The organism is Micromonospora sp. NPDC003816, from assembly GCF_042874705.1.
Lineage (GTDB): Bacteria > Actinomycetota > Actinomycetes > Mycobacteriales > Micromonosporaceae > Micromonospora.
Genome location: NZ_JBIANP010000006.1, coordinates 302216 through 326386, shown reverse-complemented (window position 1 = coordinate 326386; position 24171 = coordinate 302216). Strand labels below are relative to the sequence as shown.

Genomic DNA, 24171 nt, shown 5'->3' with positions numbered 1-24171 from the left:
TTGGGCGGGGGCGGCCGGTGCGACGCGACCGCCCCCACGAATCACTCGCTCAGGACCCCAGCAGCCCGCAGCGAGGCGAGTAGCGCGTTGACCTTCGTCTTCAGCTCGTTGATCAGCGCGGCTTCCTCGGTGCCGTAGGTGCCGTCCGCGTTCGCGGCGGCCACGTTGGCGACCGGGGCTGCCGGCATGCCGCCGAGCGCGGGGTGGTCGCGGACGACGCCGGTGTATTCGCCGTGGACCGTCATCGGTCAGTCCTCCTTCGGGCCGAGGTACTTCTCGGCGAGCTGGTCGCGGGTGAGCTTCTCGGCGTCCTCGACGGAGAAGCGGTTGCCGCCGGCCTCGGAGGTGGCGTAGGTAACCCATGCCGCCTTGGAAGCCGACCGGGAAGGCGGCTCGGCGAGCACGGGGCCCTGGCCCTCGGGAGTCCCGCCGTCGGGCTCCGCCGGGACCTCCGGTGCCGGTTCGATGGCCGGCGCGGGCACCTCGGTGATCTCCTCGACCTTGTAGCCGTGCCGGCGGAAGTACGCGAGAGCGCCCTCGTTGTCCGTGTCGCCCTGGCCGTCGACCAGGGCGACACCGGCGACCGTGCCGGTGGCCGTCTTAACCGGTGCGGTGATCTTGTATCGCTGCATGTCAGGCCACCTTGATGTTCCGCCAGACGGCCGCCGCCTTGGTCGCCTTGAGGGCGACCGCGACCGGGCCGAGCTCCACCTCGCCGGACTTGACCGCACCCGGCGTCGAGAAGTCGGGCAGCCACGTCGCGACGAGCTGCGAGCCGACGGTGGTGACACCGTGGAAGCCGTCCAGACCGACGCGGTAGGCGTACAGGTCGGTCAGGTTGGTCGTCGAAACCCCCACGGTGCGGGTCTCGACCGGGATGATTGGCGAGCTGGATCCGGCCTTGTCGCCCGGGTCCGCGAAGATGATCCCGCCGTAGCTCTCGCGGGTGATCGGCCGACCGTTCGCCCCGATGAGCCCCTGGATCGGGTCGCGCACGTACATGCCGGTCCGGCGGACGATGCCCCGGACCTTGGCCAGGAGCCGCCGGTTGCCGAGCAGGATCGTCGGGGTGCCGTCGAGCAGGCTGAGGAACTCGTCGAGATCGTCGAGGGCCTTGTGCTTCACGCTGGCGTCGGTGTCCAGGTCGGACCAGTTCGTCACCGCGCTGGGCCGGAACTCCGTGGACGTGCCGACCAGGGCCTTGTCGAGTCCGTCGAAGCCGTGGGCGTCGACGTTCGTGTCCCCGTTGATTACCTCGTCGGCGAAGCGGGTCCTGGTGGCCTTGACCTTCTGGGCCATGTTCAGCGCGACGGCACCGGATGCGGCCGGACCGATCCGGGCGATCACCCGGTCGATCGTGAACGCGCCACCCATCACCGCCAGTTCGACTGAGTGCTTGGTCGTGGTGACGTTCTGGGCCTGGTACTCGGTGTTCAGCTCACGGGTCGCCGCGGTGGCCTGCGTGGCGAGCCGCCGGTACCCGTAGGTCATGGTGGCGCCGCCGCCGGCCGGGTTGACCGCGTCGTCGAAGGTGAGGGTGTCGAGGATCGTCGACTCCTTGCGGAATTCGTCGATCACGGTGGCGTCGAAGTCCTCCTGCGCGTTGTTCGACGCCTCGGCCAGGGTTACAGGCATGAGGTTCTACCTCCGGTTGGGTCAGCCGCCGAGCTTGCGCTTGACGGCGTCGGTGAGGGAGGTCGAGCGGCTACGTCCGCCGCTACCTCCGGTGTGGTCGGCTCCCTGGCGACCGGTTCCGGACCCTTGGCCGGCGGTACCTGCGGCGAGCTTCGCGTTGCTCTTCACTGCGGCCTTGATGGCGGCGGTGACCTTGTCGTTGAACTCGCCGTCCTCGGGGTCGAGGTCGGCGACGGCGGCGAGGAAGCCGCGGCTGTCGAGTACGGCGTCCGGGTCCGCGCCGGCCTTGCCGGCGGACTTGTAGACGGCCAGCTCCACGGCGGTCTGCCGGGCCTTGGCGGTCGCCTTGTCGGCGGACTCACGGGCGGCCTTGAGCTGCTCGGCCGGGTCCTCCTTGCCGTCGGGGGTGAGCCCGGCAGCCTTGAGGATCGCGGCGACACGCTCCCGCTCGACCTTGGTTTCGGCCTTGGCCTTCCTCTCGCCCTCGCGAGCGGCTGCGAGCGCCCGAGCATGCCGCTCGGGGTCGAACTCGCCCTTGATCTCCGGCGTCTTGCTGCCGGAGTCGTCGCCCTGGCCGCCCTCACTGCCCTGGCCGCCCTCGTCGGTGGAGCCGCTGCCACCCTCGGTGGAGCCGCTGCCGGTAGGGCCGCCCGGGTCGTCCCGGCGAGCCGGGCCACGGTAGGCCAGACCGCCGATGGCGAGCAGGGTGCGGCGTCGGGTGCGGTGCATGACGTGGCCTCCTTGAGGCTGGTCGAGGTGGGTGTTGCTGACCCCGGCCTTGCCGGGGTGGCCTAGGTAGCGACGAGCTGCACGTATCCGTTCGACCAGGACGCGAGGGCAGCCATGCGCTGCCGATCGGGTAGCCGGCGCGTGATCTGGGCAACCACGTCACGTGCCTGCCCGGTCTCGTACACCAGCTCGTCGACGCTGTCGCCGGTGATGCGGTCGAGCACCTTCCCGGTGCTGACCACGCGATATTCGATGATCATGAGAGGAGTCCTTGGCCGGTGGCGTGCGCCTCAAGGGCGCGGAGCCTCTCCATCATCGCGGCCCACCAGTCGGCTCGGCCGAGCCGATCGAACTCTGCCCGCAAGTCGTCGAGACGCTGGCGCAGCAGAGCGATGTCGTCGGCCGAGAGTGGGTTGGCGTGCCACTGCTCCGTGTCGGATGAGCCGTAGGCGGACCACCAGTCGTCCCGGAACTGCGGCGTCCCGCTCGGCCGGTTGTACTCGGGGTGCCACTCGAAGGCGCCACCGTGGTCGATCGCGGCGATGCGGCCACGGTCGACCAGCAGGTTGCCGCTGTTCCGGTCGGTGTTGCCCATGAGCAGGTCGGCGAGGCCGAGGCGGGCTCCCTCATCGCTGCGCTGCAACGCGCCCGCTGCCGCATCGTCGAGTTCGGCGAAGACCTGGCCGTCGAGGTACGACATGTACACCTCGGTGCGCGACGCGCGGTGGATCTCCGGCGCACGCACACCCACCGCGCGGGCCACCAGTGCCCCCAGTTCCTCGGCGTCCTGCTGCTCGACGGCAGGACGGCCGGAGGAGTCCTTGGCCCGCTTGTAGACGGCGCTGGTGCCGTCGTTGAGGCGGACGCGGTAGGTGTCTGCCATGACGCCGCCGCCGAGGGGGTCTCTGCTCTTCTCGCCGGTCGCGACCCGGTCCGCGAGGGAGGGCCTCGGGGCGGGGGTGGCCGGTGGGGTGGCGGCCCGGGTGGGTCCGGGGCGGGGCTGGTTGCCGGCGCCGATCTGCTCGCGGTACGGCAGCCGCTTCAGCTCCGGGTTGGCGGCAAGGTGGTCGCGCATCGCACCCTGCCACTGGCGGACCTTCGCGCCGGCCGCTGCCGCTGCCTCGGGGGTGAGGGCGGCGGTCTGGCGCTCCTTCCACCGGCGGATGCCACGCTCGATCTCCCGCTGGCGTTCCTTGGCCGCGTAACCCGCCGGGTTGGGCGTGGGCTGGGTCGGGCGTCGGGTCGCGCCGGGCAGGTACGACCGGAGGCTGTGCGTGCAGTTGGGGTGCTGCAACCCTGCTGCCCGCGCCTCGTCGACGCTCCCGGCGATGTCCACGGTCACCGTGCCGTCGCCCACCATGCTGGGCAGCGCCACCCGGCCACGCACACCGCCGGAGATGCTCAGGATCTTGCCCTCCCACGGACGGCAGCGCGGGCACTCACGGGGCGAGTCAGACACGATCACGGTGTCCACGCCCAGCGTGGTGAGCCGGTCCGTCTGGCCCTGTACGGCGACGCGCTGGGTGACGGTCCGGGTGGCCATCTCGACGTAGCTGGACAGCCTCCAGCGGCGCCCGCCCGCGTCGGTGAACGACACCACGCCCTGGTCGACGAGCCGCGCGTACGCCCACTGGCTGGCCTGCCGTCGGGTCATGCCACCTGCCACGCTGACCCCGGTCGCCTGGGCGATGACCGTCCGGTAGACGTCGAGCACCCGCCGCAGCACGCTGGAGTGCTTCGCCTCGATGTCAGTGACGAGCGCAGCGGCGAGGTTCTCCACCACGGCGATCCGCGGTACGGTTCCGGCCGCCCGCGCAGCCGCAGCGGCGTCCGGATCGCGGGGCAGCAGTTGGGCGGGCAGGTCGCGGGTGGCGATGCCCTGACCCGTCCGGTACGCGTCGGCGAGCAGCTCCCGCAGGCGGCCGGCGGACTCGCCAGCGACCAGGCCGAGGATCCGCTCCACTGCGGTCCGCAGCGAGGCGAGAGCACCGAGGCGGGTCACGGCCCAGTCGGGGGCGTCCTGGCCAGCGGCGAGCCTGCGCGTGACCTCGTCGAGGATCGCCGACTCGGCGTTGCGGTAGAGGTCGACCGCCCCCCGGCTGATCTCCTCGATCTGGTCTCCGGTGAGCGCCATCCGCTACTGCTCCTCGGCCGGTGGTGGCTCCTCCTCGTCGCCCTCGCCCTCGGCCGGTGGCGGCTGGTTACCGGCCAGGGCACCGAGGGCACCCCCGACCTCGATGGGGGCCGGCTGGTCGCCCTTGATCCGGGCGACCTCCTCGTCGATCTGCGTCTGGTCCCAGTCGGGGTGCACCATCCGGACCTTGGTCTCGATGGACACGGCGGTGGCGGCGTCGAGGAGCTGCACGGTGCGGGCCACCTGCTCCGGCGACTCGGTGACGCTGTCGCCGAACTCGACGTTCGGGCGCTCCTCGTCCGGTCCGGCGAAGTGGATGCGTTCCAGGGCGAGGTGCAGCTCGACGTAGTCGGCGAGCGCGGGCCCCCAGGTGGTGATCCGATCCCCACGGGTCACGAAGCTGTGCCGCTCGCGGGCCTGGACCTCGGTGGCCGTCACAGCGACGTCGCCCTCTTCGCCCATGGTCTGCGATGACAGCCCGGCGTGGCGCATCGCGACCTCCATGAGGGCGTCGATGGTCGCCTTGTGCTCGACGTAGCGGATGGCGAACTGCGACACGGTGAGCCCAAGGCCCTGGTCGGGCAAGGCGTTGATGGCCGAGTAGACCTCGCGGTCGGGGTCCCAGGTCGCCCCGTGTCCGGGCCCGTTGGACTGGAGCATGTACTCCGGCACGGTGATGCGGCCGGCGCCGTTGCGGATGTCCCGCATCCACGACGTCCACGAGCCGTCGATCTGGTCGAAGACCGGCTCGTTTCCGTCCATGTCCGAGCGGCCGTGGTACTTGAGCGGCCCCAGCTTGCGCCAGAGCCTCTGCGGTCCGGCGTTGGGGATCCGGACCACGTCGAGCCGGTCGAGGCCGGTCGGCTGCGAGCCGGTCTCGTCGAGCAGCTCGGCGAGGTGGGCGACATCGGGGTGTTCGACGAGCGGGATCGCGTGGCCCAGCTCGTCCGGTGTGCCCTGGTGCAGCGCGTAGGTGATGCGTCCGGCGCCGTTGACGACGTCGTGGTGCTCCAGGAGGCGCAGCACCGTGCCGCTGCTCTCGTGCACCGTCGACCAGAAGGTCACCTCGACCAACTGGCCCCAGCGGATGACGGGGATCGCGGCGTCGGCGGGCACCGCTGTCGGGATCGCCCGGTCTCGGGCGACGTCGCGGTCGATGACGGGGCGGAGGTAGACGTCGCCGAGGGTGGAGCCGATCTCCGCGCCGTGCCGGAGCACGGTCATCAGCCCGTTCTCGATGAGCCCGTCGACAGCTTCCTGAGTGGCGGTGTTGTCGCAGGTCAGGGTGGGCGGCTCGGCGAACAGGAGGCCGGCGGACGTGGCTGCCAAGTCGGCCGCGACCGGGACGTGGAAGCGGGTGTCGCGCTGACCGATCCGGGGTGGGGTGCCCCAGAGGAAGCGGGACAGCATCCCGACTACTCCACCGGCGAGCTGACTGGGCCGGACTCGTGCGGTGGGCCGCTCGGTGTAGACCTTGACCAGTTCGGCGGGGTCGCCGACGTACCAGGCGTCCCAGGTGCGGTAGGCGGAGTAGGCGGGTGCGTGGGCGGGTGGCGGCCAGGTGCCGCCGGTGGGGATCGGCACCAGGCCCTCCTTAGCTGCTCATTGGGGCCAACCGCCTACTGTCGGTTGACATGGAACTCGCACAGATGCTCGCTGCGGCTGCCGATCAGGGGCCCACCCGAGCCGACTGGCTAGCCGCGTGGGCGGCCCTGCTGGCCGCCGTTGGCACAGTCGGTACCTTCGTTTGGCAGGCGCGTGCCCTTAGTCGGGAGCGCGAGACGCGGCGGGAGGAAGTGAATCGTCTGGAGGCCGACCAGCGCCATGCGCAGGACGCCCAGGCCCGGACCGTCGTACTGCACAATCCGGGATGTGGCGGAAACCGGTGGGTCTCGATCCGCGATTACGGCGTCACACTCGGCAATTACGGGATGTACCCCATCACCAACATCAGGACCACGCTGACCCACCGCGAGACACAGCAGGATTTGAGCGCCGGCGGCCCGCGGCCTCTGCCAGTCCTGAAGGCAGGCGACACGCAGCACCTAAGCTGGAAGGTGGACGGCTACAACGTGGTGTGGCCACCCGATCTCGACCATCGCGATCTGCCGAACCTATTTCACTGCGAAGTGGCGTTCACGGACATTAACGGCATCCGCTGGGTGGTGCAGCCAGGTCCCGGACAGCAGCCGTCTCGGGTCTTCGACTTCTGACACCTCTAGGTCTCTGCTAATGCGGCGAGGGCGTGAGCGGACCGCAACATCGGCCGCCACAGCACCTCAGGGGTCTTGATCGCATACCGCGCGGCGTCGATCGAGTGGTCATCGGCCTTGATCGGCGCGTCCTCGCCCCGCTCCGCCGCCTTGTCGTCCCACGAGTAGCCCGGGATCTCGCTGATCAGCCCGGTACACGACTCGTGAATCTTGAGCTGACCGTTGCCGAGCAGCGACGACATGAGCCGGATGCCGTCCAGCACCGAGTTGTCGGCCAAGGCCGGCGTCATGCCGTCCTCGTGGAGCTGGAGCCGCAGCGAGGCAGCCGACGGGTCGACGACGGTCCACTCGGGGCGCAGCCCGCGCAGGCCTGCGCCGCCGGGCACCTCCAGGCTGCCCAGCCAGCCGCGTAGCTCGCGGGAGAGGCTAGAGTCGGTGAGCTGCCGGCGGGCGGTGGCCGGGTCGTGCCGCCACTCGTGGGTCAGGTACAGCCGCCCGTCGCGGCCCAGACCGAGGATCAGGGCGGCGGTGGCGTTGCGGGTGCCGTAGTCGATGCCGAGGCTGACCCAGCGGTGGATCGCGGGCAGCACGGGCACGACGTGGCGGTCCTCGTCGAACATGTCGAAGACGGCACCCTCGGCCTGCACCCACAGGCCCTGGATGAACCGCTTGTACCAGAGCCCGACGTACTCGACCTTCAGGTCCGCCACGTACTGCGGGTCGAGGTGCGGGTTGTCATCGAGCGTGGAGTGCCAGGTGCGGAGGTTCAGCTCACCGACCCGGAGGAGGTACTTCTTCCGCAGCCAGTGAGCTGGGCTGTCGGGGTTGGTGGTTCCGAACAACTGCGCACCGGCCACCGAGAGCCGGGCCAGCACCTGCGTGAAGAACGCCTCGGGCACGGTGGTCAGCTCGTCGCCGTACGCCAGGCACAGCGTCAGGCCCCTGACCTTGGGCTCGGCCTTGGCGTCGTTCGCACCAATCACGTCGACCAGGCGGCCAAGGATCGTGCCGGTCGGCGCTCCCGGGGTGTACTTCGTGAGCCGGGCGAGCGGGCCGAAGATGGCCGGGTCGGTGAGGACCGCGAACACGTTCCGGCCGACGGACTCGCGGGTCTTGCCGAAGAGCAGCACGCGGCCTGAGGTCGGCGCGTTCGCCACGGCGAGCAGAAACCGCAGCAGGCTCGACACCGTCTTGCCGGACCGGACCGAGCCCTGCCAGATGTTGAGGCGGGCGGTGGACTCGACCACCGAGCGGAGGTGGATCGGCGAGAGGGTTCGGCTGACGGCGTCGAGGTCAACCGCCATCGGCGTCGGGCTGGTTGAGCTGGTCGTACGCCGCGCCCAGGCCCTTGGCAAGGGCGCCGAGCATGCTCTTCGCCGCGTCGATGCCGGGGTCGGCGTCGTACTCGTCGAGCTTGACGGCCCGGTCGACCATGATGCCGAGCGACTGCGTGATCTTCAGCTTGTCGGCGAAGGTCGGCTCGGGTGTCGTCCAGTCGACGCGGACGTACTCCTTGCCGCCGTGGTCGACGTAGTCCGCGGGCTGCCAGAGCTGCTGGCGCATCCGCTCGGCGTCGTCGAGGAGGGCGTTGGCGAGGGCGGCCCGCTTCGCCCGGGCGTCGACCTTGCGCGCCTCGGTGGCCGCCTTCACCAGTTCACCGCGCTCGAAGCTCAGCTCCAGCTCGGCGGCGATCCGGGAGACGGTGCGTCCGGACCGGCCGATGCGGCGGGCGATCTCGTTGCGGCTGAGGCCCTCGGCGTGTAGCTCACGGACCAGCTCGTAGTCCTCGGGCCCGACGGGCTTCGGTCTGGTCATGGTGGCCTCCGGCGCCTTGTCCGGTGGTGGTGTGCGGCCCGGCCAAGGGCCGGTTGGGAATCCAGCAGCGACGGATGAGGTTTGTCCACGAGGAACGGTGTTCGATCAACGAAAGGAGCTAGTCGAGGTGGACGTAATTCTTGATAGCGATGGCCTGCGCATCCGCCCGGTGGGGGTAGACAAGATGTTGCAAATCATCGAGCTTGCGTCGGCGGCCGGCATGCGGGAGGTCATGACGACCCCGCTCAACGCGAGCAACGTCGAGGTCATGGTTTACCGGCCCAGGAGCGATAACCCCCGCAAGGCTCTGGTGCCGCTGCTCATCCTGGCGGCGGCCTTGAGTGAGGAGGACCCGGCGCACTGGGTCAGCTCCTGGCAAGACGACAACCCACAGTTCCAGGCCCCCGAAGTTAGTTGGTAGCTGGGTGTGCGGGCAGGCCAGAGCACCACTTCCGGCCTGCCCGCCATCCCCGTGCCCCAAGCGCCGCGCCGTCCCCTGGACGCAGTACAGCCCGGCGGACCCTGTGGGTCTCCGTCCGGGCTGTGGGCACACTCCGCCTGTACGGCCGAGTGATCAAATCATGCGGCGGCGACCAGCCCGGCGTCAAGCTGACGCCGCCGGCCGCGTCCGGACCGCCGCTTGGCGCCCTCGATCGGGGCGGCGTCCTCCAGGGCGAAGTAGACGCTGCGGCGGTACTCCCACCGGGGCAGGTCGTCGCGGTTGGCGTAGTTGCGGATCATCCGCTCGGTGACGTCCCCGCCGAGGGCGTGGGCAAGCTGCGCGGCGATGCCCCAGAGTCGGCCCTCGTGCTCGATGAGGGGGGCGAGGCCGGGGCATCGGCCGCTGGCGGGGAGCTTGGCGCGGCACGAGGGGCAACGGCGCGTCATGGCTCGATCTTACCGACGCGGTTGGCTGACCTGCCTCAGCAGAGATCGAGGCCCATCTCGATGACGTGGTGAACGCTGATCTTCGTCCCGGGGATGTCGGGGTTCTCCGCCCACACCGGGTCCAGATCGGCGCCGACGCCGCTACCCTTCGCCCGGCCGTTGAGGGCGTACTTGGTGCCGTCGACCGTGGCGGTCACGGCCTGACCGTTGCAGCGGAGGGTTGCCTCGCTGGTAGTGAAGGGCCAGAACTTCCCCTCGGCCTCGACGGCGGCCTTGGTGATGGTCTTGCTGCTGGTGTCGGTGTCGTCTGCGCCACCGCAGGCGGTGAGGGCGAGCAGAGCGACGGCGAGGACGGCCGCGAGGTTTCGTCGCATGGTGGTGGCTCCCGGGTGCGTCGGTGTGAACCTCGGGGAGGCTACCGGTCGCACGCAAGTCATCACTCCGAGCTGAATCGACACCAGCCTGAATCCTTACGCACCTTAAGAGTAATTATGGTGCGCCCAATTCGGATATGATCTTGTCTAGGGACGGTAACTGACACCGGCCGCTACGTTCGCCGGCATGGAAATTACTGACATCATCACGAGCGCCATCGCGGTGCTCGCCCTAATCGTGTCGTGCTGGAGTGCGTGGTTCGCGCGGGCATCCTCCCGCGCGGCGGAGCGACAGGCTGTGGCGGCCGAGGCCGCGCTGCCGCCACCGGCGCCGGATGTGGCCTGGGTTGCTCGACGCGTGGGCAAGGGGCGCTATCTGTTGACGAACGTCGGCACGAGGCCGGCGTCGGGAGTTCAGTGGGTCAGGACTGGCGATAGGAGCGAAGGATTCATCCGCTTCCCGGACGAGATTGGCCGGGTCCTGCCGGGGGGTGATATCGAGTTCTTCGTCGTGCGGGCGATGGGTACACCCGTCCCGACCGAGTTGCTCCTCGCCTGGGACGGGCAGAGCGAGCCCGAGGCGATCCCGATTCCCTCGTAGGGTCAACGGCCCGAGGCGGGCGTCAGTCGCGCGCCTCGGGCCGGTGTCGGTCAGCGGACGGCACCTACCTGCGTCGACGCCGTTTGCGAGTCGGGGCCGCGACAGCTCTGCCTTGCCGGCCTGCGGGATTAGCCATGTTGTTGTCCTGCACCGCGTGCAGCCCCAAGAGGTCGCGTTTGGCGCCAGACAACCACGGGTTGCGCTTTTTGCCTGCATGAGCTTCTAGATACTTGATCACTGCCGCATCGAGGCTCTCGTTGCTGGCGTCCCCGCGGACCTTGGACATAGCGATAAACGCTAAGGCGTAAATCCAGACTGCTCTGAGCAACCTAGATGCAATGAGCGCCCGCATAACGGCTCTCGGTGCAGCTCGACCGGCAGCGCCAAAAGTGAATTGCACGGCCGTCAGGAGTTTGAACAACTTGCCGGGCCGTTGATCGATGATCGCGGCCCACTCCTCCGCATAACCAGCGGCGATCTCGGGGTCGGTCGTCCAACGGTAGGCCGACCAGCGCACCAACCTCCGGGCGAGCCAGGGTGAGATGTCGAAGGCCTCGTTGACGAAGAGGCCGAGCAAGATGCTCAGAACGACCTCCAAGCGGCTCACGCTCCACACTCACCAAAGGCAAGGCGGGCGCGGCCGGCAGGCGCGGTCTTGGTTCGCCGTTGCGCGAGAAGCTGTCGGGCGCTAGAGACACCCTCGCCCGTGAGCTGGTAGTAGCGGCGGCGCGGCTTGCCGGGCTCGGTGTCGGTGTCCCAGCGAAAGGTCACCCACTTTGACTCAGCTAGTCGCTCCAAGATCTTGTAGATGGTGGGTCCAGACTTTCCCGTGGTCTTCATGATTGCCCAGCCGTGAAGCTCGTGATTGTCGGCTTCAAGCAGAGCGTCCAGGACGGCCAGCAAAGTCCCTGTGACGCGTACAGGCCCCTCAGGCATGCGTTAACGATAGTAGGTGAAATAAGGGTTGTCCACTTGCCACTTCCAAGCAGGTGACAACCGTGGTGGTCGGGTCAAGGGCCGATCCGGGCCACCCGTGGCTGGGGTGTGAGGTTGAGGTTGTTCACGGCGGATCTTCTCGGGTCAGTGGGGTGTGTTGGTCGGTATCGCTCCCGCGACCGCGCGGGCACGCACCCAGACGTGCGGTGCCCCCACGACCGCCCCGGGTAGCCGGCAGTGGCAGCCGGGGCCGGTGCAGCGGCAGTGGTCGCAGCGGCAGATGACGGTGGCGGGTGCGGCGGTGTAGGCGGAGACGAGCCGGTCTCGGCAGGCGGGGCATTCCAGGCCGGCGAGGTGGTCGAGGCCGGTGCCGATGCGGAGCTGGCGGCGGATCCGGCCGTTGAGGCGGTCGAGCAGCAGCGTGGTGCGACCGGCGGCGTGGGTGGTCATGGCGGGGATGGCGTCGCGGATGCGGGTGAGCGGTGCGGTCCAGCCGAGTGGTGCCGGGAGGTGGCGGGCGACGCCGTCGAGCTGCTCGGTCACCTCTCGGGACAGGTCGGCGTACCGGTTGCGTCGGATTCGGCCGCCGAGGCCGAGGATGGCGTCGCCGACGGGGTCGCCGTGGCCGCCGAGGGCGTGTCGGCGGCCCCACGTCGGGGAGCGGATGGGGTCGGCGGCGGCGTCGGCGAGGTCGGCGATGGCGCGGGCCTCCATGACGGCGTGGGCGTCGAGCTGCCAGAGGGCGGCGTCCAACGTGGCGGCGACGGCGTCGGCGTGCTGGTGGTGCAGAGAGGTCACGGTGCTCCTCAGGCGGCGGTACGGGTGATGTCGACGTCGGCCGGGGCGTCGCGATGCGGGCACGACTGCCAGACCCGGCCGTCGGCGTCGACCAGGTCGGCGATGAAGGCGTACGGGGCGTGGGGGTGGCGTTCGATGCGGCGGACGGTCCAGGTGCCGCGCCAGGGCGAGCCGGGCACGTTGTAGGTGACCTGTTCGCCGGGGCGTACGTCGGCCCAGGTGCGGCGTGGGGTGGCTGCGGTAGTGGTCGGGGTGTCGGTGGCGAAGAGGGCAAGCTGTCCCTGCATCGGTCAGCCCTCCGTCTGGGCGGGGCAGCGGTCGGCCGGATGGCCGCCGCGCATCGTCTGCGCCGGTCCGTGGTACTCGCACTCCGCCGCCGTCTGCTGCCGGATGACGTAGCCGCACGGGGCTTTCGGGCAGGGGCAGGTGGCCTCGTCCTGGGTGGGGCTCCAGGCGCGACCCCAGTGGTACTCCAGAACCTGGGTCGGCTGCGCGGTCGGCTCCTGCGCCGGCTGCGTGTCGGCCTGGGCGCGAACATCGGCGGGCACCAGGTCGAGCAGCCGCCCGGGGCAGTCCCACTGCGCGTACCCGCCACCGAGCTGCCGGAACAGCACCGGGTGCTCGGCCTCGTACCGCTCCAGACCTCGCACCAGCTCCAATACCCAGGCGGGCAGCGGCGCGTGCTGGAGAGCCACCGCAACGGCAGCGGCACCTGCCTCGGCCGCGAGATGGTCGAGCAGCTCCGACCCTTCGTAGGCGGGCCAGACGGCGGCGAGTCGGGCGCGAATCGCCTGCTCGATCAGGTGGCACCAGCAGCCGCAGGCGGCGCACAGCGGCGGGGTGCACTGGTCGTCATGGCCGGGCTGCTCCGGCGCGGCCTGGGTCGGCTCCTGCGCGCGGGCGGGCGGAACCGGGGCGACGGCGTCGGCTGCGGCGATGGCTTCTCGTACGGCTTCCCACGCTGCGCCCGGGTAGTCGGTTCCGTCGTTGCGGTCGTCGGGCCAGCCGAGGGATTCCAGGGCGGCGAGGACGCGGGCCTCGGCGATGTCGACCTGCTCTTCGTCTTGCTCGTCGTCGATGGCGATGAGCAGGGCGGTGCGGCTGGGTCCGTACTCCTCGTGGATGTTGTCGAGGGTGTAGGTGCCGTAGAGGGGGTGGTGCCACTGTCCGTTGGGTGCGGGGTGCCAGATGACGTTGCGGGTGTCGATGCGGACGGTGGCGTCGGTGCGGGCGGCGTCGCGTTCGGCGCGGGCGGTGTCGCGGTCGGCCAGGGCGTCGTCGCGTTCCTGCTCGGCGGTGGCTGCTCGGGCGTCGGCCTGGTTGCGGTCGTCGGCGTGCATGGCGTCGAGGAAGGAGGTCATGGTGGGGCTCCTCAGGCGGTCGTGGCGAGCAGGTGGCGGAGGCAGCGCTCGGCTGCTCGGGCGTCGTACAGCGGGTGATGCGGCGAGCCGTCCGGCGCGGTGATGTTGTGGGCGGTGAGGTACTGGTCCACGGAGACCGGGTTGTAGCCCTTGGCCAGCAGCACCGAGGCGACGTCGATGAGCGGGTACGGGCCGAGCCACACGTCTTCGCCTTGGAGCATGTCGAGGAGGAGCCGGGCTTCGACGGGCCAGGCAACGTGGGCGATGAGCGGAACGCCTTCCTCGGTCCACTGGAAGTGCTTCTCGCGCAGGTTGTAGAGCAGGCCCTCGTAGTTGCTGCTGTTGATCTCGATGTCGTCGATGGCGGGTAGCACGTTGCTGGCGACCCAGTCATCGACGGGCTCGTCGATGGGGCAGCGGTAGACGGCGTGGTCGAGTTCGCCGGTGCCGTCGGAGAGGGTGATGGCGACGGCGAAGGCTCGGCCGGGGAGGCCGTTGGTTTCGGCGTCGAGGCTGACGAATCGGTCAGTGGCGTGCATGGCGGGTCTCCTCGATCTCTTCGCGGATTTGTCGGCAGCGGGTGCGCCAGGCGGCGGGGCTGGGTGGCCATGCACCTGCCCAGGGGTCGTGTGGGTCGGCGGCGGGTGGTGGCGGGGTGTGGGCGAGGGCGCGGGCGATGGCGGTCTGTGCGGAGCGCTGGGCGCGTTTCTCGCCGGGGGTGCGGTGGCGGTAGGTGCTCATCCGGTGCTCCGGAGGTGGGTGAGGCAGGCGTCGCCGGAGACGGGGTCGGCGGCGAGGGTGGTCATCCCGTCGCGGTGGCAGGGGAGGCAGAAGCCGAAGCCGCGTCCGGTGGGCTGCGGCGTGCCGGGGACCGGGGCGGGGAAGATGCTGCGCGGTTCGTCGTCACTGCGGACAACATCGGGGTTCCCGGGGACCAGGCGGAGAGGCGGCGGTGGGGCGCTCTCGCGCGTGCGGTCGTGAGTTGCGGTCTCAGGCTGAGGTGGTTGCTGTTCCTCGGCGAAGGTTGCGCTGTCCGAAGAGGTCCGGCGGCCCGAAGGGTCGTCGGGTCGCCGGGGGGTCTGGGGGCCAGCGTGGCCCCCAGTGGGGAGTACGTGCGCTCCGACCGGGAGGACGTCGCGCCCTACTTCCTCCCGTGGTTCCTCTCCTGGTTCGTCGTGGTTCCTAGGGGGGAACGTGGCGTTCCCCCTTGGCGGAACGCTGGATTCCCCCTCAGGGGGAACGTGGCATTCCTCCTGAGGGGGAACGCTGGATTCCCCCTGGGAACCGTCGTCGGGCGAGCTATACATAAGGGGTTTGTCGATGGATCGGGGTCCGTCGAGGGTCATCCGGTAGACCGCGTGGCTCCCCACGCGGCCCTTCGACTGCCGCTTGATCGCACCGGCCGCGATGGCTTCCTCGATGGCGAACCGGACGTTGCGGAGGACGCTCTCCCGCTTGCCGCCGCGCTCGTTGCGGAGGATGTCCGCGAGGGCCTCTCGGCCGCCGAAGTACAGGCCGGCGGGCACCTTGTCGGTGGCCTCGTCGAGGGCGGTGTGCGCCATCTTCACGACCACGCGGAAGGCGCGGTCGGGAAGGTGTGCCCACCTGGCGAGGACCAGGGAGACGAGGCGTGCACCCACGGAAGCGGCTCCTGTTCGTGCTGGTAGGGGTTGTGCGACGGGTGGCCGGGCCACATGGGCGGCCCGGCCAGCCAGAGGTCAGGGAGGACAGGTCCGCGCGGCAACGAGGGCCAGGCCGTGACGCGCGGCGAGAGCGGCGAGCACCTGACGGGACTCCTCCAGGGTCGGGCTGCCGAGTACGCGGACCACCCAGTGAATGAGGGCGTTGTCGCGGTCGTCGTACAACGGCAGCTCGTGGTCCTCGTACTCGCGGTGGGCCTCAGCGCGCTCCTGGCACCACGCGGCGAGGTCCACCGGTGCCGGAGGCTCGGGTTCGGGCTCGACCGTCGGGGCCGGTGTGGTCGGCTCGGCCGGTGCGGTGGCGACCAGGAGCTGCCCGTCGTGGTGCTCCCAGCCCTCCAGGTCGGCGGCGTCGATCAGCCGCCAGGTGGTCGGACCGGCGACACGCGCCTGAGCCTCGGCGGCGACCCCGGACAGCTCGCGGAAGGCGCGCTCGACCAAGTCTTCGAGGCTGAGGCGGTCGTCGGTGACGGGCCAGACGGCGAGCAGGTGGTGAGTGGTCATCAGGCGTCTCCGATCCGGCGGAGGTGCTCGGCCTGGGCGTCGGCGGTGTCCGGCAGGGTGTGCCGGCCGTGCCGGTAGGCCAGGCCACACACGCACAGCGGGTGGTCGGGGTCGGACGGGTCGGGCAGCGTGGCGTCGGCCCGGTAGATGCAGGGGGCCAGCCGGGACTTGGCGGTCTGGCGGCCTCGGGGCCGGGGGCGGGTACGGCGGGCCATCAGGCACCCCCACCCGTCGCAGCGTCGGCGCGCTGCTTGCACTCCACGTGCGACAGGCCCATCGGGTCGGTCAGCCACACAGTGGCCTCACCGGTCCGGATCGGGTCGCCGTCGAGCTTGCAGCGGCCGATGACGGCTGGTACGACGACCCGCTGCCGGGCGAGGTTGGGCAGGGATCGTGCGCTCACCCGGCACCTCCGGTGAGCCGGTCCAGCTCGGCCGCCAGCTCCTGGCGGAGCTGCTCGACGCGGGCGACCTCACCCAGCCACGCCGGTACGTCGTCGGCGACAGCGCGGGCGAGGAGGTTGGCCTCACGTTCGCGGCCGGGGGTGTCGCGGGCCTCGGCGTACGCCACGTACCGCTCGCCCATGGCGTCGAGGTCGGCGGGCACCGCCCGGGGCCCCGGGGCCGGCACGAAGCCGACCCCGGGGAACGGGATGACGTCAGCCACGGCCAGCTCCGGCGGTGACCGGGGCGGGCCAGGCGTCACGCAGGGACGGGGTGCACAGCCAGCAGCAGGCACGGTGCTCGCCGGCCGAGGTGGTCTCCACGGACGGCATCGTCTCGGCGCCGTCGAGCGGATCGGCCGATTCCCAGTCCGCCTGTTCCTCCGGCATCCCGGTCAGCTCACCGGCCAGATCGGCGCGGGCCTGCTCGCGCATCGCCACCGCGTCGGGAGTGCCCAGCGACGACGCGTCGAGCAGGTCCTCGATCCGGGGGGCGTCCGGCAGGATCGCGTGCTCCGGATGCTGCTTCGCCCGGACCGGCCGGACCAGCCAGTCCACCCACGCCAGTCCCTGACGGTCCAGCACCTGACGGGCCCGGGTCACCGCCACGTACGCGAGCATCAGCTCATCGGCGACCAGGCGGACCCGGTGCGTCACCGGGTCAACCCGGGGCTCGCGGAAGTCACCCGCGATCCGGACCGTGTCCCACTCCCGGCCCTTGGCCTTGTGCGCCGTCGAGATCACCACGTCGGCGTTGGCCTCGTCGACCAGGCTCCCGACCACCCGCAGGATCTGCGCCGGGCTGTGGTCGTCGATCAGCTTGACCAGCACCTGGAGGTTGCCGCTGGCGTCGTCCTGAGCGGCGTGCTCCCGGACCTGGTCCCACGTCTGGAAGGCGACCAACTCGGGGTGGCTCGTGGCCCGGCCGTCGATCAGCTCCTGGGCGGCCTCGGCGAGCCTGCGGATGTCGTCCCCGCCCCCGACCAGCGCCGGGCGGCGGCCAGCAGCGGCGGCGTGCATCACCTGTGTGATGGCGCCGGCGTTGGAGCGGCACAGGATCGCTCGCGGGTCGCCGAGGATCGGCACCACCGTGGAGTCGGCCGGCGGGAAGCCGGTGAGGCGCAGCGGGGCGTCGAGCAGGTCGAGCCACTTGTTGGCCTCGTCGGCGATGGCCGGACCGAACCGGAAGGACTGCGACAGGGTGAGCCGGTGGTCCGCCACGAACTTCTGCATGGCGTCGATCGCGCCCCGGAACCCGTAGATCGCCTGGGCGCTGTCGCCGACCATGATCCGCTGGGCGTGGTCCTGGAAGTGGAACAGCGACGCCATGACGGGCGACAGGTCCTGTGCCTCGTCGAGGAGTACGTAGTCGACGGGGATCCGTGGCCTGCTGAGCTGGTAGAGCTTCAGGTAGACGTCGTGGGTGAACTTCAGTCGGCCCCCGGACTGGAGCTGGAGGTCGTCCCACGCCTTGCGGGCGTACGGCACCAGGTACTGGGCGAGGGCCTTGTTGTAGGCGCGGGAGTAGCCGTCGACCTGGGGGCTGTGCTCGGTGGCCGGTTCCTGGTCGGCGGAGTTGAGGAACTTGCCGACCAGGTCCATGGTGAGCCGGGCCAGGGTGGTCGGGGCGAGCGGTGCCAGCTCGCCGGAGATCTGCACCGGGGAGTTGAAGCCGAGGAACTCGGCGACGTCCTTGGCCGGCACTCGGGGCCCGTTGAGGCGGTCCCGGTAGTGGCGGCCGACGGGCCCGAACGCGAGGCTGTGGGCGGTGCGGCAGTCGACGGCGGCCGGGAACGAGCCGCGTGCCTCGACGGCGAGGGCCTTGTTGTACGCGACGTACAGGCCCTTGCGGTACGGCTCGGTCTTGGCCGCCATCTTGAGGGTGGAGGACTTGCCGCAGCCGGCTCCGGCCTGGACGACGATGGTGGGTCGGTCGCGGTGCCGGAAAGCGTCGATGACCTGCTGCTGCTCGGCGGTGGGCTTGAGGCTCATGCCGTCGCCTCCTGCCGGGACAACTGACGCTGCCGCTGCTCCAGGGCCAGGATCACGTCCTCGACGTCACCGGCGTTCAGGTCCTTCGACGACTCGACCGGCCGCTTGAGGACCTTGCCGAGGACCTCGATGTACTTCTCACGGTCGGCGTAGCCGAGGTCACCGAGCAGGGCGAACATGCGCTTGCGGCGCCGCTCCTCGTGCTCGGTGGGTTGGGCGGCCTTGGGCTCCAGCTCCCGGGCCCGGCGGTCCATGAGGACCGAGAGCTGCTCGTCGTCGCCGTGCTCGTTGGTGACCCGCTCGGCGGCGACGGCCGGGTGCTCGGCGAGGAGTTTCGCGGCGGCCTGGCGGATGCCCCGGGCCGTGCGGTCGGTGTGCAGTGCCCAGTCCCGGACGCCGGTGGCCGTCGGGGCGGGGCGGGGCTCGGCGGCCGGCGGGCCGGACACCGGGCGGTCATCGTCCGGCTCAGCGGCCTGCAACGCGGTCAGGTTCCGGGTGTGCGCCTCAGCCGGTGCGCACTGGAGCGTCTCGAAGACGATGTTCTCGACCGTCCAGTTCCGGTCCAGCTCGATTGGGCTGTCGTAGCCGGGCCGGATACCGACGTGCACCGACCGGACGCCGACCACCGTGCCGGGCTTGGCCCGGTCGAGGCGGATCCAGCAGGACACGTCGAACCCGAGCGTCTTGTGGCCCTCGACCCGGTAGTCGCGCTGCTTTTCGATCGGCTTCCCGGCGTCATCGAGGGCGGCGACCTCCTTGCCACGGGCGGTCAGCAGCACGATGCCCGGGAAGGTCATCAGCGTGGTCATGAGCTTGCGGTGGCGGGCGCCGGCCTCGTTCCACAGGTCCATGGAGATGGTCGGCTCTTCGTCGGCGGCCAGCTCCGGCCGCTTGTACTTCCGGGCCTTGGCGTTGTGCCGCCGGCGGGCCTTGTCGGACGCCCAGTCCTTCAGCAGGTCCCACTCGGCGGTCATAGAGTCGATGACCAGCACCACCGGCGGCTCACCGGCGGCGGCGGCGCGGGTGGCCTCGGCCTTGACGGCGTCGACCGCGCCCTGGATCTGCGCCCACGTGCCGTCGTGCTCGACGACGAGGTACTGCGCGCCGGGGATGGCGCCGTACTCGTCGGCGGCGCCCTCGCCGAGGTCGATCCAGTACATCTGGCCGATGCGGGAGCTGGTGGAGAACTGGGCGCAGGCCCAGGACTTGCCGGACTTCTCGCCGCCCTCGATGAGGATGAGGGGCCACGGGACGCGGCCGGTGGGCTGGCGGGTACGCAGGTTCATCGGGTGGTCTCCGGGGTCTCGACGGCGGGCGGCTCGTCGGTGCAGGCGGGCAGGATCTCGGTCGGTGCGGTCTCGGCCATGTCGTCGCGCAGCGCGGCCAGCACCTCGGGCCAGGTGGGCGGCTGCCCCTGGATGGGGGCGCAGGCCGCCTTCAGGGCCGCCCGGTCGAAGTGGGCGGTGGGCTGGTCGACGCCGGCGGGGAGCGCCGTGTCGGCGTAGTGGTGCGGGGCGAGGTGCTGGCGGGTGGCGGGGGCCAGGGGCGTCCAGTTGGCGGCGACCGTGCGCTCCTCGTGCTCCTCCGGGGTGGCGTCGGCGCGGTGTCGGCCGACGTACTCGTCGGGGCGCTGGTTGCGACGGTCGCGCAGCGCCGACAAGGTGATGCCGGTCTTCACGGCTTGTCCTTCCGGGCGGTCTGGGCGATGCGCAGGTCGGCGTGGCGGTCCACCTCGCGGCGAGCAGCGGCACGGCGGCGGGCGGGCGTGGTCAGGAGTGCGGCGGCCAGCGCGGCGGCGGCGTCGGCCGCCATGCGCAGCCGGGACGGGCGGCTCATGCGCCGTACTCCCGGTCGTGGGTGGTGGGCACCTCGGCCAGCCAGGCGTACATCTGCTCGGCCATCGACGGCCTCGGCGTGGTGGCGTCGATCTGCCGTTGGGCGCAGCGGCGCATCCGGGCGATGGCGGCCGTGACCACGTCCAGCTCGTCGCGCAGCTCCTCCAGGCGGTGGGCCTTGTGGCGGAGCTGGCGCTGCCGGGTGCGGATCCGGGCAGCCTGCCGAGCGCTGCGGACCGCGAGGCGGCGGGCGGCACGCTGCTCGGCGAGGGCCCACGCGACGGCGGCGACTAGGGCGACGACCACGACGGTCAGGGCGGCGAGGAGGCTGATCACGCGGCACCTCGCAGGGCCGGGTCGACCAGCGGCTCCAGGCCGGGCGCGTGCGGCAGCAGGTGCGCGTACGGGCCGCCCACCATGTACGCCTCCGGCGGCGGGTACTCGCCCTCGTCGACGCCGATCCAGTAGTCGCACTCGGTGGTGTGGCGGTCGCCGGGCAGGTGTCCGCACGGCAGATCCGGCACGGTGACGGTGAGCGTCTGGGCGGGGAACACGGTGTCGGTGGTGCGGAGCTGCCAGGGGCCGGGCAGCGGCTGCGGCGGGTGCGTCATCGGGCCCCGCCAACGGCGGTCACGGCCGGGGCCGGAGCCAGGGGGAACGACCACGCCGACCGCTCAGGCTTCTCGCCCTCCGCCGGCATGACGATTTCCCACGGGCCACGGAACAGTCCGTAGGCCGCCCAGTCGCAGCCGCGCTCGCCACGCACGATCCCGTCACGGCCTCGGTTGGCGGTGCGCTTCAGTGCGCCGAGCAGTCTGCCGATGCACTCCTGCCCAGCCCGGCTGCCGTCTCCGGCGTCGATGAAGTCCTGGATGGTGGCGATGTCGTCGCAGTTCGGGCACTGGAAGGCGAACGCCTTGACGTCGGCTCCGAACCTTTCGCGGGCCTCGTCGAACAGTTCCTGCTGGGTGAGCTTGCGGTGCTTCATGGGATACTCCCTGGGATCTGGCGCTCCGCGATGTCCTGGCTGGGATGGCGGGGCGCTAGTGCTATCCGGGGCCGGATGGCCACCGGGTTACTGCTGCTGGGTGCGGGCCTCGGCGATCGCGTCGGCCAGGCGGTCGAGCTGCCACTGCCGGTCCTCCGCCTCCGTGACGGGCCGGTGGTACGTCGGCTCCGGGACAGGCCGGGCGGGCGGCGTCATGCCAGCGGCGATCAGGGCGATCCCGACGGCGATGGCCAGCCGGGCGGCGACCCGGGCGATCACGCGGCAGTCCGGGCGGACCGGCGGAGCCGCTTGCGCTCCGGCTGGGTGGTGCCGCCCCACACGCCGTACAGGTCGTTGCCCTGCTCCAGCGCCCAGTCGCGGCACTGGTCACGCAGCGGGCACGGCGTGCAGTAGGTGACGGCGGTCGCCCGGGCCACGATGTCCGGGCCGAAGAACCGCTCCGGGTCGGCGGTGCCGCAGCGGGGCTGCGCGTCCTCGGCGTCGAGGAAGTCGGGCGCGAGGGAGCGGGGCCCGATGCCGCGAGGTGCCGTGATCACGCGGCGGCCTTCCGGCCCCGGCGGCGGGCGGCCCGCTCGCCGGTTGCGGCGAGGTCGGTCTCGCGCCGGCTCGTGACCGTGGCGCCCTGGAGCAGATGCAGGACCTGCTCGTCGGTGAGGTACCGCTTCTTACCGATCTTGATGTGGGTGAAGCCCTTGCTGCGCGCCTTGCGCTGGAGGCCGATCAGCGACAACCGGTACTTCTTGGCGACCTCCTCCAGCAGGTGCAGGTTGGGCAGGGTCGGGGGGGCGGGGGCGGTCATCGCGTCTCCTTCGCGGTGACGGTGGCGGTGACGGTGTGGGCAGCGAGGTAGGCGTTGAGGCTGCTCAGCGGGACGCGGATGCTGCCGTTCGGCCCATCGGCCTTGGTCGCCTTGAGCACGCCAGCCGCGATGTAGCGGCCGACGCTCCAGCGGGAGACCCGGAGGACGTCCGCCACTTCCTGGACCGTCAAGAGCCGATCCGTCTCCTGCTCAGTCACCAGCACCACCTTGCATCGAGTCGTAGCGTGTCCGTGCGTTTCCAGACGCTACGCGACGCACGTAGACGATGCAAGACGCTACAAGACGAGATGCGGACAGTCCCGTAGCCAGGACTGTCCGAGATGGGTATGTGTCCGGATCGTGCAGTCGTGCTACAACATGCACGTGACTCAGGGGGCTGATCGGGGCGTCGCGTACGACTTCTGGTGGCGCGTGCGCACCGAACAGGACTCCCGGGGGTGGACAGACGATGAGCTGAAGGCACGAACCGGCATCGCCCGAACGACGGTCGATCGCCTACGTGCCGGGAAGCGGCCACCCACCGCTCGCGTCGTCAACGCGCTCGCCGACGCCCTCGGCATCAACATGAGCGAGGCGCACCAGCTCGCTGGCCGCACTCCCCCGGCCCCAGAGAACAGCGACGAGCCGGCCGGACGGACTGCCGCCGATGCCCGTGAAGCGATCCTGCGGGACCCGATCTACAACGACGAGCAGCGTGAGGCCATGCTGCGGCTACACGACCTGTTCGCCCGCACCAACCGTCAGGACTGACGCTTCGCCTTCTTGGCAGCCACCTTCTTACCGCCAGCCTTCTTACCCGCCTTGCGCGCGTCGGCGATGGCGTCGACGACGGTCTCCTCCAGGTCCGGCATCAGGTCACCGTAGATGTCCGACGTCACGGCCAGCGTCGCGTGACCAAGCCGCCGCGAGATGGCCAGGGGCGTCATCCTGGGATCGCTGAACAGCCACGCTGCGCAGGTGTGGCGCAGGTCGTGCCAGGACGGCGCCTCCCCGACCACGAGGACTCCCGAGCAACCGCACGTCGACACCGCGTCGCGGGCTGGCCCGTAGTGGCTGACGCAGCGGGTTGTTCCGGGACGGACGCGGGCGCCGCACGGCTCACCGTTGTCCCGGGTGCCGCCGTAGCCCCTGCACCGGCCGCCAGCGCCGGGCCGCTGCTCACCGCGGTCCGGCGGCGGGTGCTTCGCGCACCGGCGTGCCCGGGTCACCGCCGGCGCCCAGACGTCGTTGTACATCTCGCTGTAGTCCAGCTCGCGGCCATCCGCACGGCGGAACAGCAGACACTCGTCGTCCTCGCTGTTGACGAGCTGCGCCAGCGCCGTGTAGAGGTCACGCCCGATCGGCAGGGACCGCTTCGCCCGGCCCTTCGTGGTGCCGAGGTAGCGCTGGCCGCCCTCACCGCGCTTCCATGCCCGCCACACACGCACCCGGGCCGCCTTGCGTTTCGTGGGCGGCACGAGGTGCTTCTTGGCCAGTGCGGTCGCCTCGCCCCACCGCACGCCGGTCTCGACCAGGGCGTCGAGGAGCGTGTGCCACCGCGTGTCGAAGCCAGCGCGCAGTTGCTCGTACTGCTCGGGGGTGAGGTAGACGGCGCGGTGCTCACCGGTGTCGTCGTCGGCGCGCTCGTCGCGCCGGAAGTCGGTGCCCTTGCACGGGTTGACGGGGATCACGCCCTGGTCGGCGGCGGCCTTGAGTGGAGCGAAGAGGGCGGAGTAGTAGCGGGTGACCGTTCCCGTCTTCATCCCGTTCGCCCGCAGTTCGTTGATCCATGCGCCGATCATGATCGGGGTCATGTCACCGATGGGGGTGTCCCCGAACGCGGGGAAGATGTGGTCGCGGAACTGCTGTTGGTACCGCGCCCGGGTGCCGGGGCTGATGCGGGTCTTCGAGGCGAGCCACTTCTCGGCCCACTCGCGGAACGTCGGGGTGGTGGGCCGGTCGTCGTCCCCGGGCTCGACGAACTGGGGCACGCCCATGTCGGCGTAGACGCGATCGGCGGTGATCCGGCCCCGGTGTCCGTTGACGATGCCGCAGGCTTGCTCGGCGTACTCTGACGTGGGCCAGGTGGTGTACTGCTTGCCGGGTTGGCCGGGTATCCGCCAGACGACTCGGTAGGCGCTCCCCCGCTGCTCGATGCTCGCCATGGGGACAGACCGTATGTCCCCATGGGGACACCAGCAAGGCCGAATGAGTCGCAGTAGAGCTTCGATAGTCACGCAACGCACAACATGAATGCGGACATAGCCGGGCGGTGCAGGTCACGCCAGCATTCAAGGTCGACTTCTAATCCCAAGGCCGCAGGTTCGAATCCTGCCGGGCGCACCTCTGTTCGCACTGCTCAGCGGCTGGTCGCCGAGTCGAGTCGACACCCGGATCGCGGCGATG

38 protein-coding genes are annotated in these 24171 nt (G+C 70.7%); 4 read left to right on the top strand and 34 right to left on the bottom strand.

Features of this window, described 5'->3' with window-relative positions:
* Positions 1 to 41 precede the first annotated feature (41 nt).
* The 7 genes from ACFYTT_RS21515 to ACFYTT_RS21485 all read right to left on the bottom strand — a co-directional run bounded on the left by ACFYTT_RS21515 (position 42) and on the right by ACFYTT_RS21485 (position 6082).
* Positions 42 to 245, bottom strand: a complete 204-nt coding sequence (locus ACFYTT_RS21515) for a hypothetical protein (RefSeq protein ID WP_387261481.1) — start codon at positions 243 to 245, stop codon at positions 42 to 44.
* Positions 246 to 248: 3 nt separating this feature from the next.
* On the bottom strand, positions 249 to 632 hold the full coding sequence (locus ACFYTT_RS21510; RefSeq protein WP_387261478.1) for a hypothetical protein: 384 nt from the start codon (positions 630 to 632) through the stop codon (positions 249 to 251).
* A 1-nt stretch (position 633) separates the two neighbouring features.
* Positions 634 to 1635, bottom strand: coding sequence for a major capsid protein (locus tag ACFYTT_RS21505; protein ID WP_387261475.1), 1002 nt, complete (start codon positions 1633 to 1635; stop codon positions 634 to 636).
* A gap of 21 nt (positions 1636 to 1656) precedes the next feature.
* A complete protein-coding gene (locus tag ACFYTT_RS21500) occupies positions 1657 to 2364 on the bottom strand; it encodes a hypothetical protein (protein ID WP_387261472.1) in 708 nt (235 codons plus the stop codon).
* A 62-nt stretch (positions 2365 to 2426) separates the two neighbouring features.
* Positions 2427 to 2624: a hypothetical protein gene (locus tag ACFYTT_RS21495; protein ID WP_387261469.1), complete on the bottom strand. Its 198-nt coding sequence runs from the start codon at positions 2622 to 2624 to the stop codon at positions 2427 to 2429.
* Entirely contained in the window at positions 2621 to 4498 is a 1878-nt protein-coding gene (locus ACFYTT_RS21490) for a phage minor capsid protein (protein WP_387261466.1), read from the bottom strand. Before ACFYTT_RS21490 ends, ACFYTT_RS21495 begins: the two co-directional genes overlap by 4 nt.
* A gap of 3 nt (positions 4499 to 4501) precedes the next feature.
* On the bottom strand, positions 4502 to 6082 hold the full coding sequence (locus ACFYTT_RS21485; protein WP_387261463.1) for a phage capsid protein: 1581 nt from the start codon (positions 6080 to 6082) through the stop codon (positions 4502 to 4504).
* A 50-nt stretch (positions 6083 to 6132) separates the two neighbouring features.
* Between ACFYTT_RS21485 and ACFYTT_RS21480 the strand changes: the two genes are divergently transcribed.
* Positions 6133 to 6711 carry a hypothetical protein gene (locus ACFYTT_RS21480; protein WP_387261460.1) on the top strand — a complete coding sequence of 193 codons (579 nt, stop codon included), beginning with the start codon at positions 6133 to 6135 and terminating at the stop codon, positions 6709 to 6711.
* Positions 6712 to 6716: 5 nt separating this feature from the next.
* Here the strand turns inward: ACFYTT_RS21480 and ACFYTT_RS21475 are convergent, their stop codons facing one another.
* Together ACFYTT_RS21475 and ACFYTT_RS21470 are read right to left on the bottom strand one after the other, a co-directional pair.
* Complete coding sequence (locus ACFYTT_RS21475; protein WP_387261457.1) at positions 6717 to 8015, bottom strand: PBSX family phage terminase large subunit; 1299 nt, start codon at positions 8013 to 8015, stop codon at positions 6717 to 6719.
* On the bottom strand, positions 8005 to 8526 hold the full coding sequence (locus ACFYTT_RS21470) for a helix-turn-helix domain-containing protein (protein ID WP_387261454.1): 522 nt from the start codon (positions 8524 to 8526) through the stop codon (positions 8005 to 8007). The genes ACFYTT_RS21475 and ACFYTT_RS21470 overlap by 11 nt, the downstream gene beginning before the upstream one ends.
* A 127-nt stretch (positions 8527 to 8653) precedes the next feature.
* On the opposite strand from ACFYTT_RS21470, the gene ACFYTT_RS21465 reads away from it, so the two are divergent.
* Complete coding sequence (locus ACFYTT_RS21465; protein WP_387261451.1) at positions 8654 to 8947, top strand: hypothetical protein; 294 nt, start codon at positions 8654 to 8656, stop codon at positions 8945 to 8947.
* A gap of 158 nt (positions 8948 to 9105) precedes the next feature.
* Here ACFYTT_RS21465 and ACFYTT_RS21460 read toward each other — a convergent pair whose 3' ends face one another.
* Entirely contained in the window at positions 9106 to 9414 is a 309-nt protein-coding gene (locus ACFYTT_RS21460; protein WP_387261448.1) for a hypothetical protein, read from the bottom strand.
* A 35-nt stretch (positions 9415 to 9449) separates the two neighbouring features.
* Positions 9450 to 9788: a DUF2511 domain-containing protein gene (locus ACFYTT_RS21455; protein ID WP_387261445.1), complete on the bottom strand. Its 339-nt coding sequence runs from the start codon at positions 9786 to 9788 to the stop codon at positions 9450 to 9452.
* Positions 9789 to 9975: 187 nt separating this feature from the next.
* Between ACFYTT_RS21455 and ACFYTT_RS21450 the strand changes: the two genes are divergently transcribed.
* On the top strand, positions 9976 to 10389 hold the full coding sequence (locus ACFYTT_RS21450) for a hypothetical protein (RefSeq protein WP_387261443.1): 414 nt from the start codon (positions 9976 to 9978) through the stop codon (positions 10387 to 10389).
* Between the two features lie 64 nt (positions 10390 to 10453).
* On the opposite strand, the gene ACFYTT_RS21445 is transcribed toward ACFYTT_RS21450, so the two are convergent.
* The 22 genes from ACFYTT_RS21445 to ACFYTT_RS21340 form a co-directional block, all read right to left on the bottom strand.
* On the bottom strand, positions 10454 to 10987 hold the full coding sequence (locus tag ACFYTT_RS21445; protein ID WP_387261440.1) for a hypothetical protein: 534 nt from the start codon (positions 10985 to 10987) through the stop codon (positions 10454 to 10456).
* Positions 10988 to 10992: 5 nt separating this feature from the next.
* Positions 10993 to 11325: a PadR family transcriptional regulator gene (locus tag ACFYTT_RS21440; RefSeq protein WP_387261437.1), complete on the bottom strand. Its 333-nt coding sequence runs from the start codon at positions 11323 to 11325 to the stop codon at positions 10993 to 10995.
* 144 nt (positions 11326 to 11469) lie between these two features.
* Positions 11470 to 12123 (bottom strand): hypothetical protein, encoded by a 654-nt coding sequence (locus ACFYTT_RS21435; RefSeq protein WP_387261433.1) that lies wholly within the window; start codon positions 12121 to 12123, stop codon positions 11470 to 11472.
* An 8-nt stretch (positions 12124 to 12131) separates the two neighbouring features.
* Entirely contained in the window at positions 12132 to 12410 is a 279-nt protein-coding gene (locus ACFYTT_RS21430; protein ID WP_387261431.1) for a hypothetical protein, read from the bottom strand.
* 3 nt (positions 12411 to 12413) lie between these two features.
* Positions 12414 to 13484 (bottom strand): hypothetical protein, encoded by a 1071-nt coding sequence (locus tag ACFYTT_RS21425; protein WP_387261428.1) that lies wholly within the window; start codon positions 13482 to 13484, stop codon positions 12414 to 12416.
* Between the two features lie 11 nt (positions 13485 to 13495).
* On the bottom strand, positions 13496 to 14023 hold the full coding sequence (locus tag ACFYTT_RS21420; protein ID WP_387261425.1) for a hypothetical protein: 528 nt from the start codon (positions 14021 to 14023) through the stop codon (positions 13496 to 13498).
* Positions 14024 to 14221: 198 nt separating this feature from the next.
* Positions 14222 to 15124 carry a hypothetical protein gene (locus ACFYTT_RS21415; RefSeq protein WP_387261422.1) on the bottom strand — a complete coding sequence of 301 codons (903 nt, stop codon included), beginning with the start codon at positions 15122 to 15124 and terminating at the stop codon, positions 14222 to 14224.
* A 78-nt stretch (positions 15125 to 15202) separates the two neighbouring features.
* Positions 15203 to 15688, bottom strand: a complete 486-nt coding sequence (locus tag ACFYTT_RS21410; RefSeq protein WP_387261420.1) for a hypothetical protein — start codon at positions 15686 to 15688, stop codon at positions 15203 to 15205.
* Positions 15688 to 15903: a hypothetical protein gene (locus ACFYTT_RS21405; protein WP_387261417.1), complete on the bottom strand. Its 216-nt coding sequence runs from the start codon at positions 15901 to 15903 to the stop codon at positions 15688 to 15690. The genes ACFYTT_RS21410 and ACFYTT_RS21405 overlap by 1 nt, the downstream gene beginning before the upstream one ends.
* The gene (locus ACFYTT_RS21400; RefSeq protein ID WP_387261414.1) at positions 15903 to 16091 is read right to left on the bottom strand and encodes a hypothetical protein; all 189 of its coding nucleotides are present in this window, start codon (positions 16089 to 16091) and stop codon (positions 15903 to 15905) included. The genes ACFYTT_RS21405 and ACFYTT_RS21400 overlap by 1 nt, the downstream gene beginning before the upstream one ends.
* Complete coding sequence (locus tag ACFYTT_RS21395) at positions 16088 to 16354, bottom strand: hypothetical protein (protein ID WP_387261412.1); 267 nt, start codon at positions 16352 to 16354, stop codon at positions 16088 to 16090. The genes ACFYTT_RS21400 and ACFYTT_RS21395 overlap by 4 nt, the downstream gene beginning before the upstream one ends.
* Positions 16347 to 18122 (bottom strand): UvrD-helicase domain-containing protein, encoded by a 1776-nt coding sequence (locus ACFYTT_RS21390; RefSeq protein WP_387261409.1) that lies wholly within the window; start codon positions 18120 to 18122, stop codon positions 16347 to 16349. Before ACFYTT_RS21390 ends, ACFYTT_RS21395 begins: the two co-directional genes overlap by 8 nt.
* Positions 18119 to 19408, bottom strand: a complete 1290-nt coding sequence (locus ACFYTT_RS21385) for a hypothetical protein (RefSeq protein ID WP_387261406.1) — start codon at positions 19406 to 19408, stop codon at positions 18119 to 18121. Before ACFYTT_RS21385 ends, ACFYTT_RS21390 begins: the two co-directional genes overlap by 4 nt.
* A complete protein-coding gene (locus ACFYTT_RS21380) occupies positions 19405 to 19800 on the bottom strand; it encodes a hypothetical protein (protein WP_387261403.1) in 396 nt (131 codons plus the stop codon). The genes ACFYTT_RS21385 and ACFYTT_RS21380 overlap by 4 nt, the downstream gene beginning before the upstream one ends.
* A complete protein-coding gene (locus ACFYTT_RS21375; RefSeq protein WP_357211329.1) occupies positions 19797 to 19958 on the bottom strand; it encodes a hypothetical protein in 162 nt (53 codons plus the stop codon). Before ACFYTT_RS21375 ends, ACFYTT_RS21380 begins: the two co-directional genes overlap by 4 nt.
* Entirely contained in the window at positions 19955 to 20293 is a 339-nt protein-coding gene (locus ACFYTT_RS21370) for a hypothetical protein (RefSeq protein WP_387261400.1), read from the bottom strand. Before ACFYTT_RS21370 ends, ACFYTT_RS21375 begins: the two co-directional genes overlap by 4 nt.
* Complete coding sequence (locus ACFYTT_RS21365; protein WP_387261397.1) at positions 20290 to 20568, bottom strand: hypothetical protein; 279 nt, start codon at positions 20566 to 20568, stop codon at positions 20290 to 20292. The genes ACFYTT_RS21370 and ACFYTT_RS21365 overlap by 4 nt, the downstream gene beginning before the upstream one ends.
* Positions 20565 to 20945, bottom strand: a complete 381-nt coding sequence (locus ACFYTT_RS21360; RefSeq protein ID WP_387261394.1) for a VVA0879 family protein — start codon at positions 20943 to 20945, stop codon at positions 20565 to 20567. Before ACFYTT_RS21360 ends, ACFYTT_RS21365 begins: the two co-directional genes overlap by 4 nt.
* Positions 20946 to 21032: 87 nt before the next feature.
* Positions 21033 to 21224 carry a hypothetical protein gene (locus ACFYTT_RS21355; RefSeq protein ID WP_387261391.1) on the bottom strand — a complete coding sequence of 64 codons (192 nt, stop codon included), beginning with the start codon at positions 21222 to 21224 and terminating at the stop codon, positions 21033 to 21035.
* Complete coding sequence (locus ACFYTT_RS21350) at positions 21221 to 21502, bottom strand: WhiB family transcriptional regulator (protein ID WP_387261388.1); 282 nt, start codon at positions 21500 to 21502, stop codon at positions 21221 to 21223. The genes ACFYTT_RS21355 and ACFYTT_RS21350 overlap by 4 nt, the downstream gene beginning before the upstream one ends.
* On the bottom strand, positions 21499 to 21765 hold the full coding sequence (locus tag ACFYTT_RS21345) for a hypothetical protein (RefSeq protein WP_387261385.1): 267 nt from the start codon (positions 21763 to 21765) through the stop codon (positions 21499 to 21501). The genes ACFYTT_RS21350 and ACFYTT_RS21345 overlap by 4 nt, the downstream gene beginning before the upstream one ends.
* Entirely contained in the window at positions 21762 to 21983 is a 222-nt protein-coding gene (locus tag ACFYTT_RS21340; RefSeq protein ID WP_387261382.1) for a helix-turn-helix domain-containing protein, read from the bottom strand. Before ACFYTT_RS21340 ends, ACFYTT_RS21345 begins: the two co-directional genes overlap by 4 nt.
* Positions 21984 to 22143: 160 nt before the next feature.
* On the opposite strand from ACFYTT_RS21340, the gene ACFYTT_RS21335 reads away from it, so the two are divergent.
* A complete protein-coding gene (locus ACFYTT_RS21335; RefSeq protein WP_387261379.1) occupies positions 22144 to 22536 on the top strand; it encodes a helix-turn-helix domain-containing protein in 393 nt (130 codons plus the stop codon).
* Here the strand turns inward: ACFYTT_RS21335 and ACFYTT_RS21330 are convergent.
* Positions 22527 to 23930 carry a tyrosine-type recombinase/integrase gene (locus tag ACFYTT_RS21330; RefSeq protein WP_387261376.1) on the bottom strand — a complete coding sequence of 468 codons (1404 nt, stop codon included), beginning with the start codon at positions 23928 to 23930 and terminating at the stop codon, positions 22527 to 22529. The two genes, ACFYTT_RS21335 and ACFYTT_RS21330, sit on opposite strands and share 10 nt — an antisense overlap.
* Between the last annotated feature and the right edge of the window lie 241 nt (positions 23931 to 24171).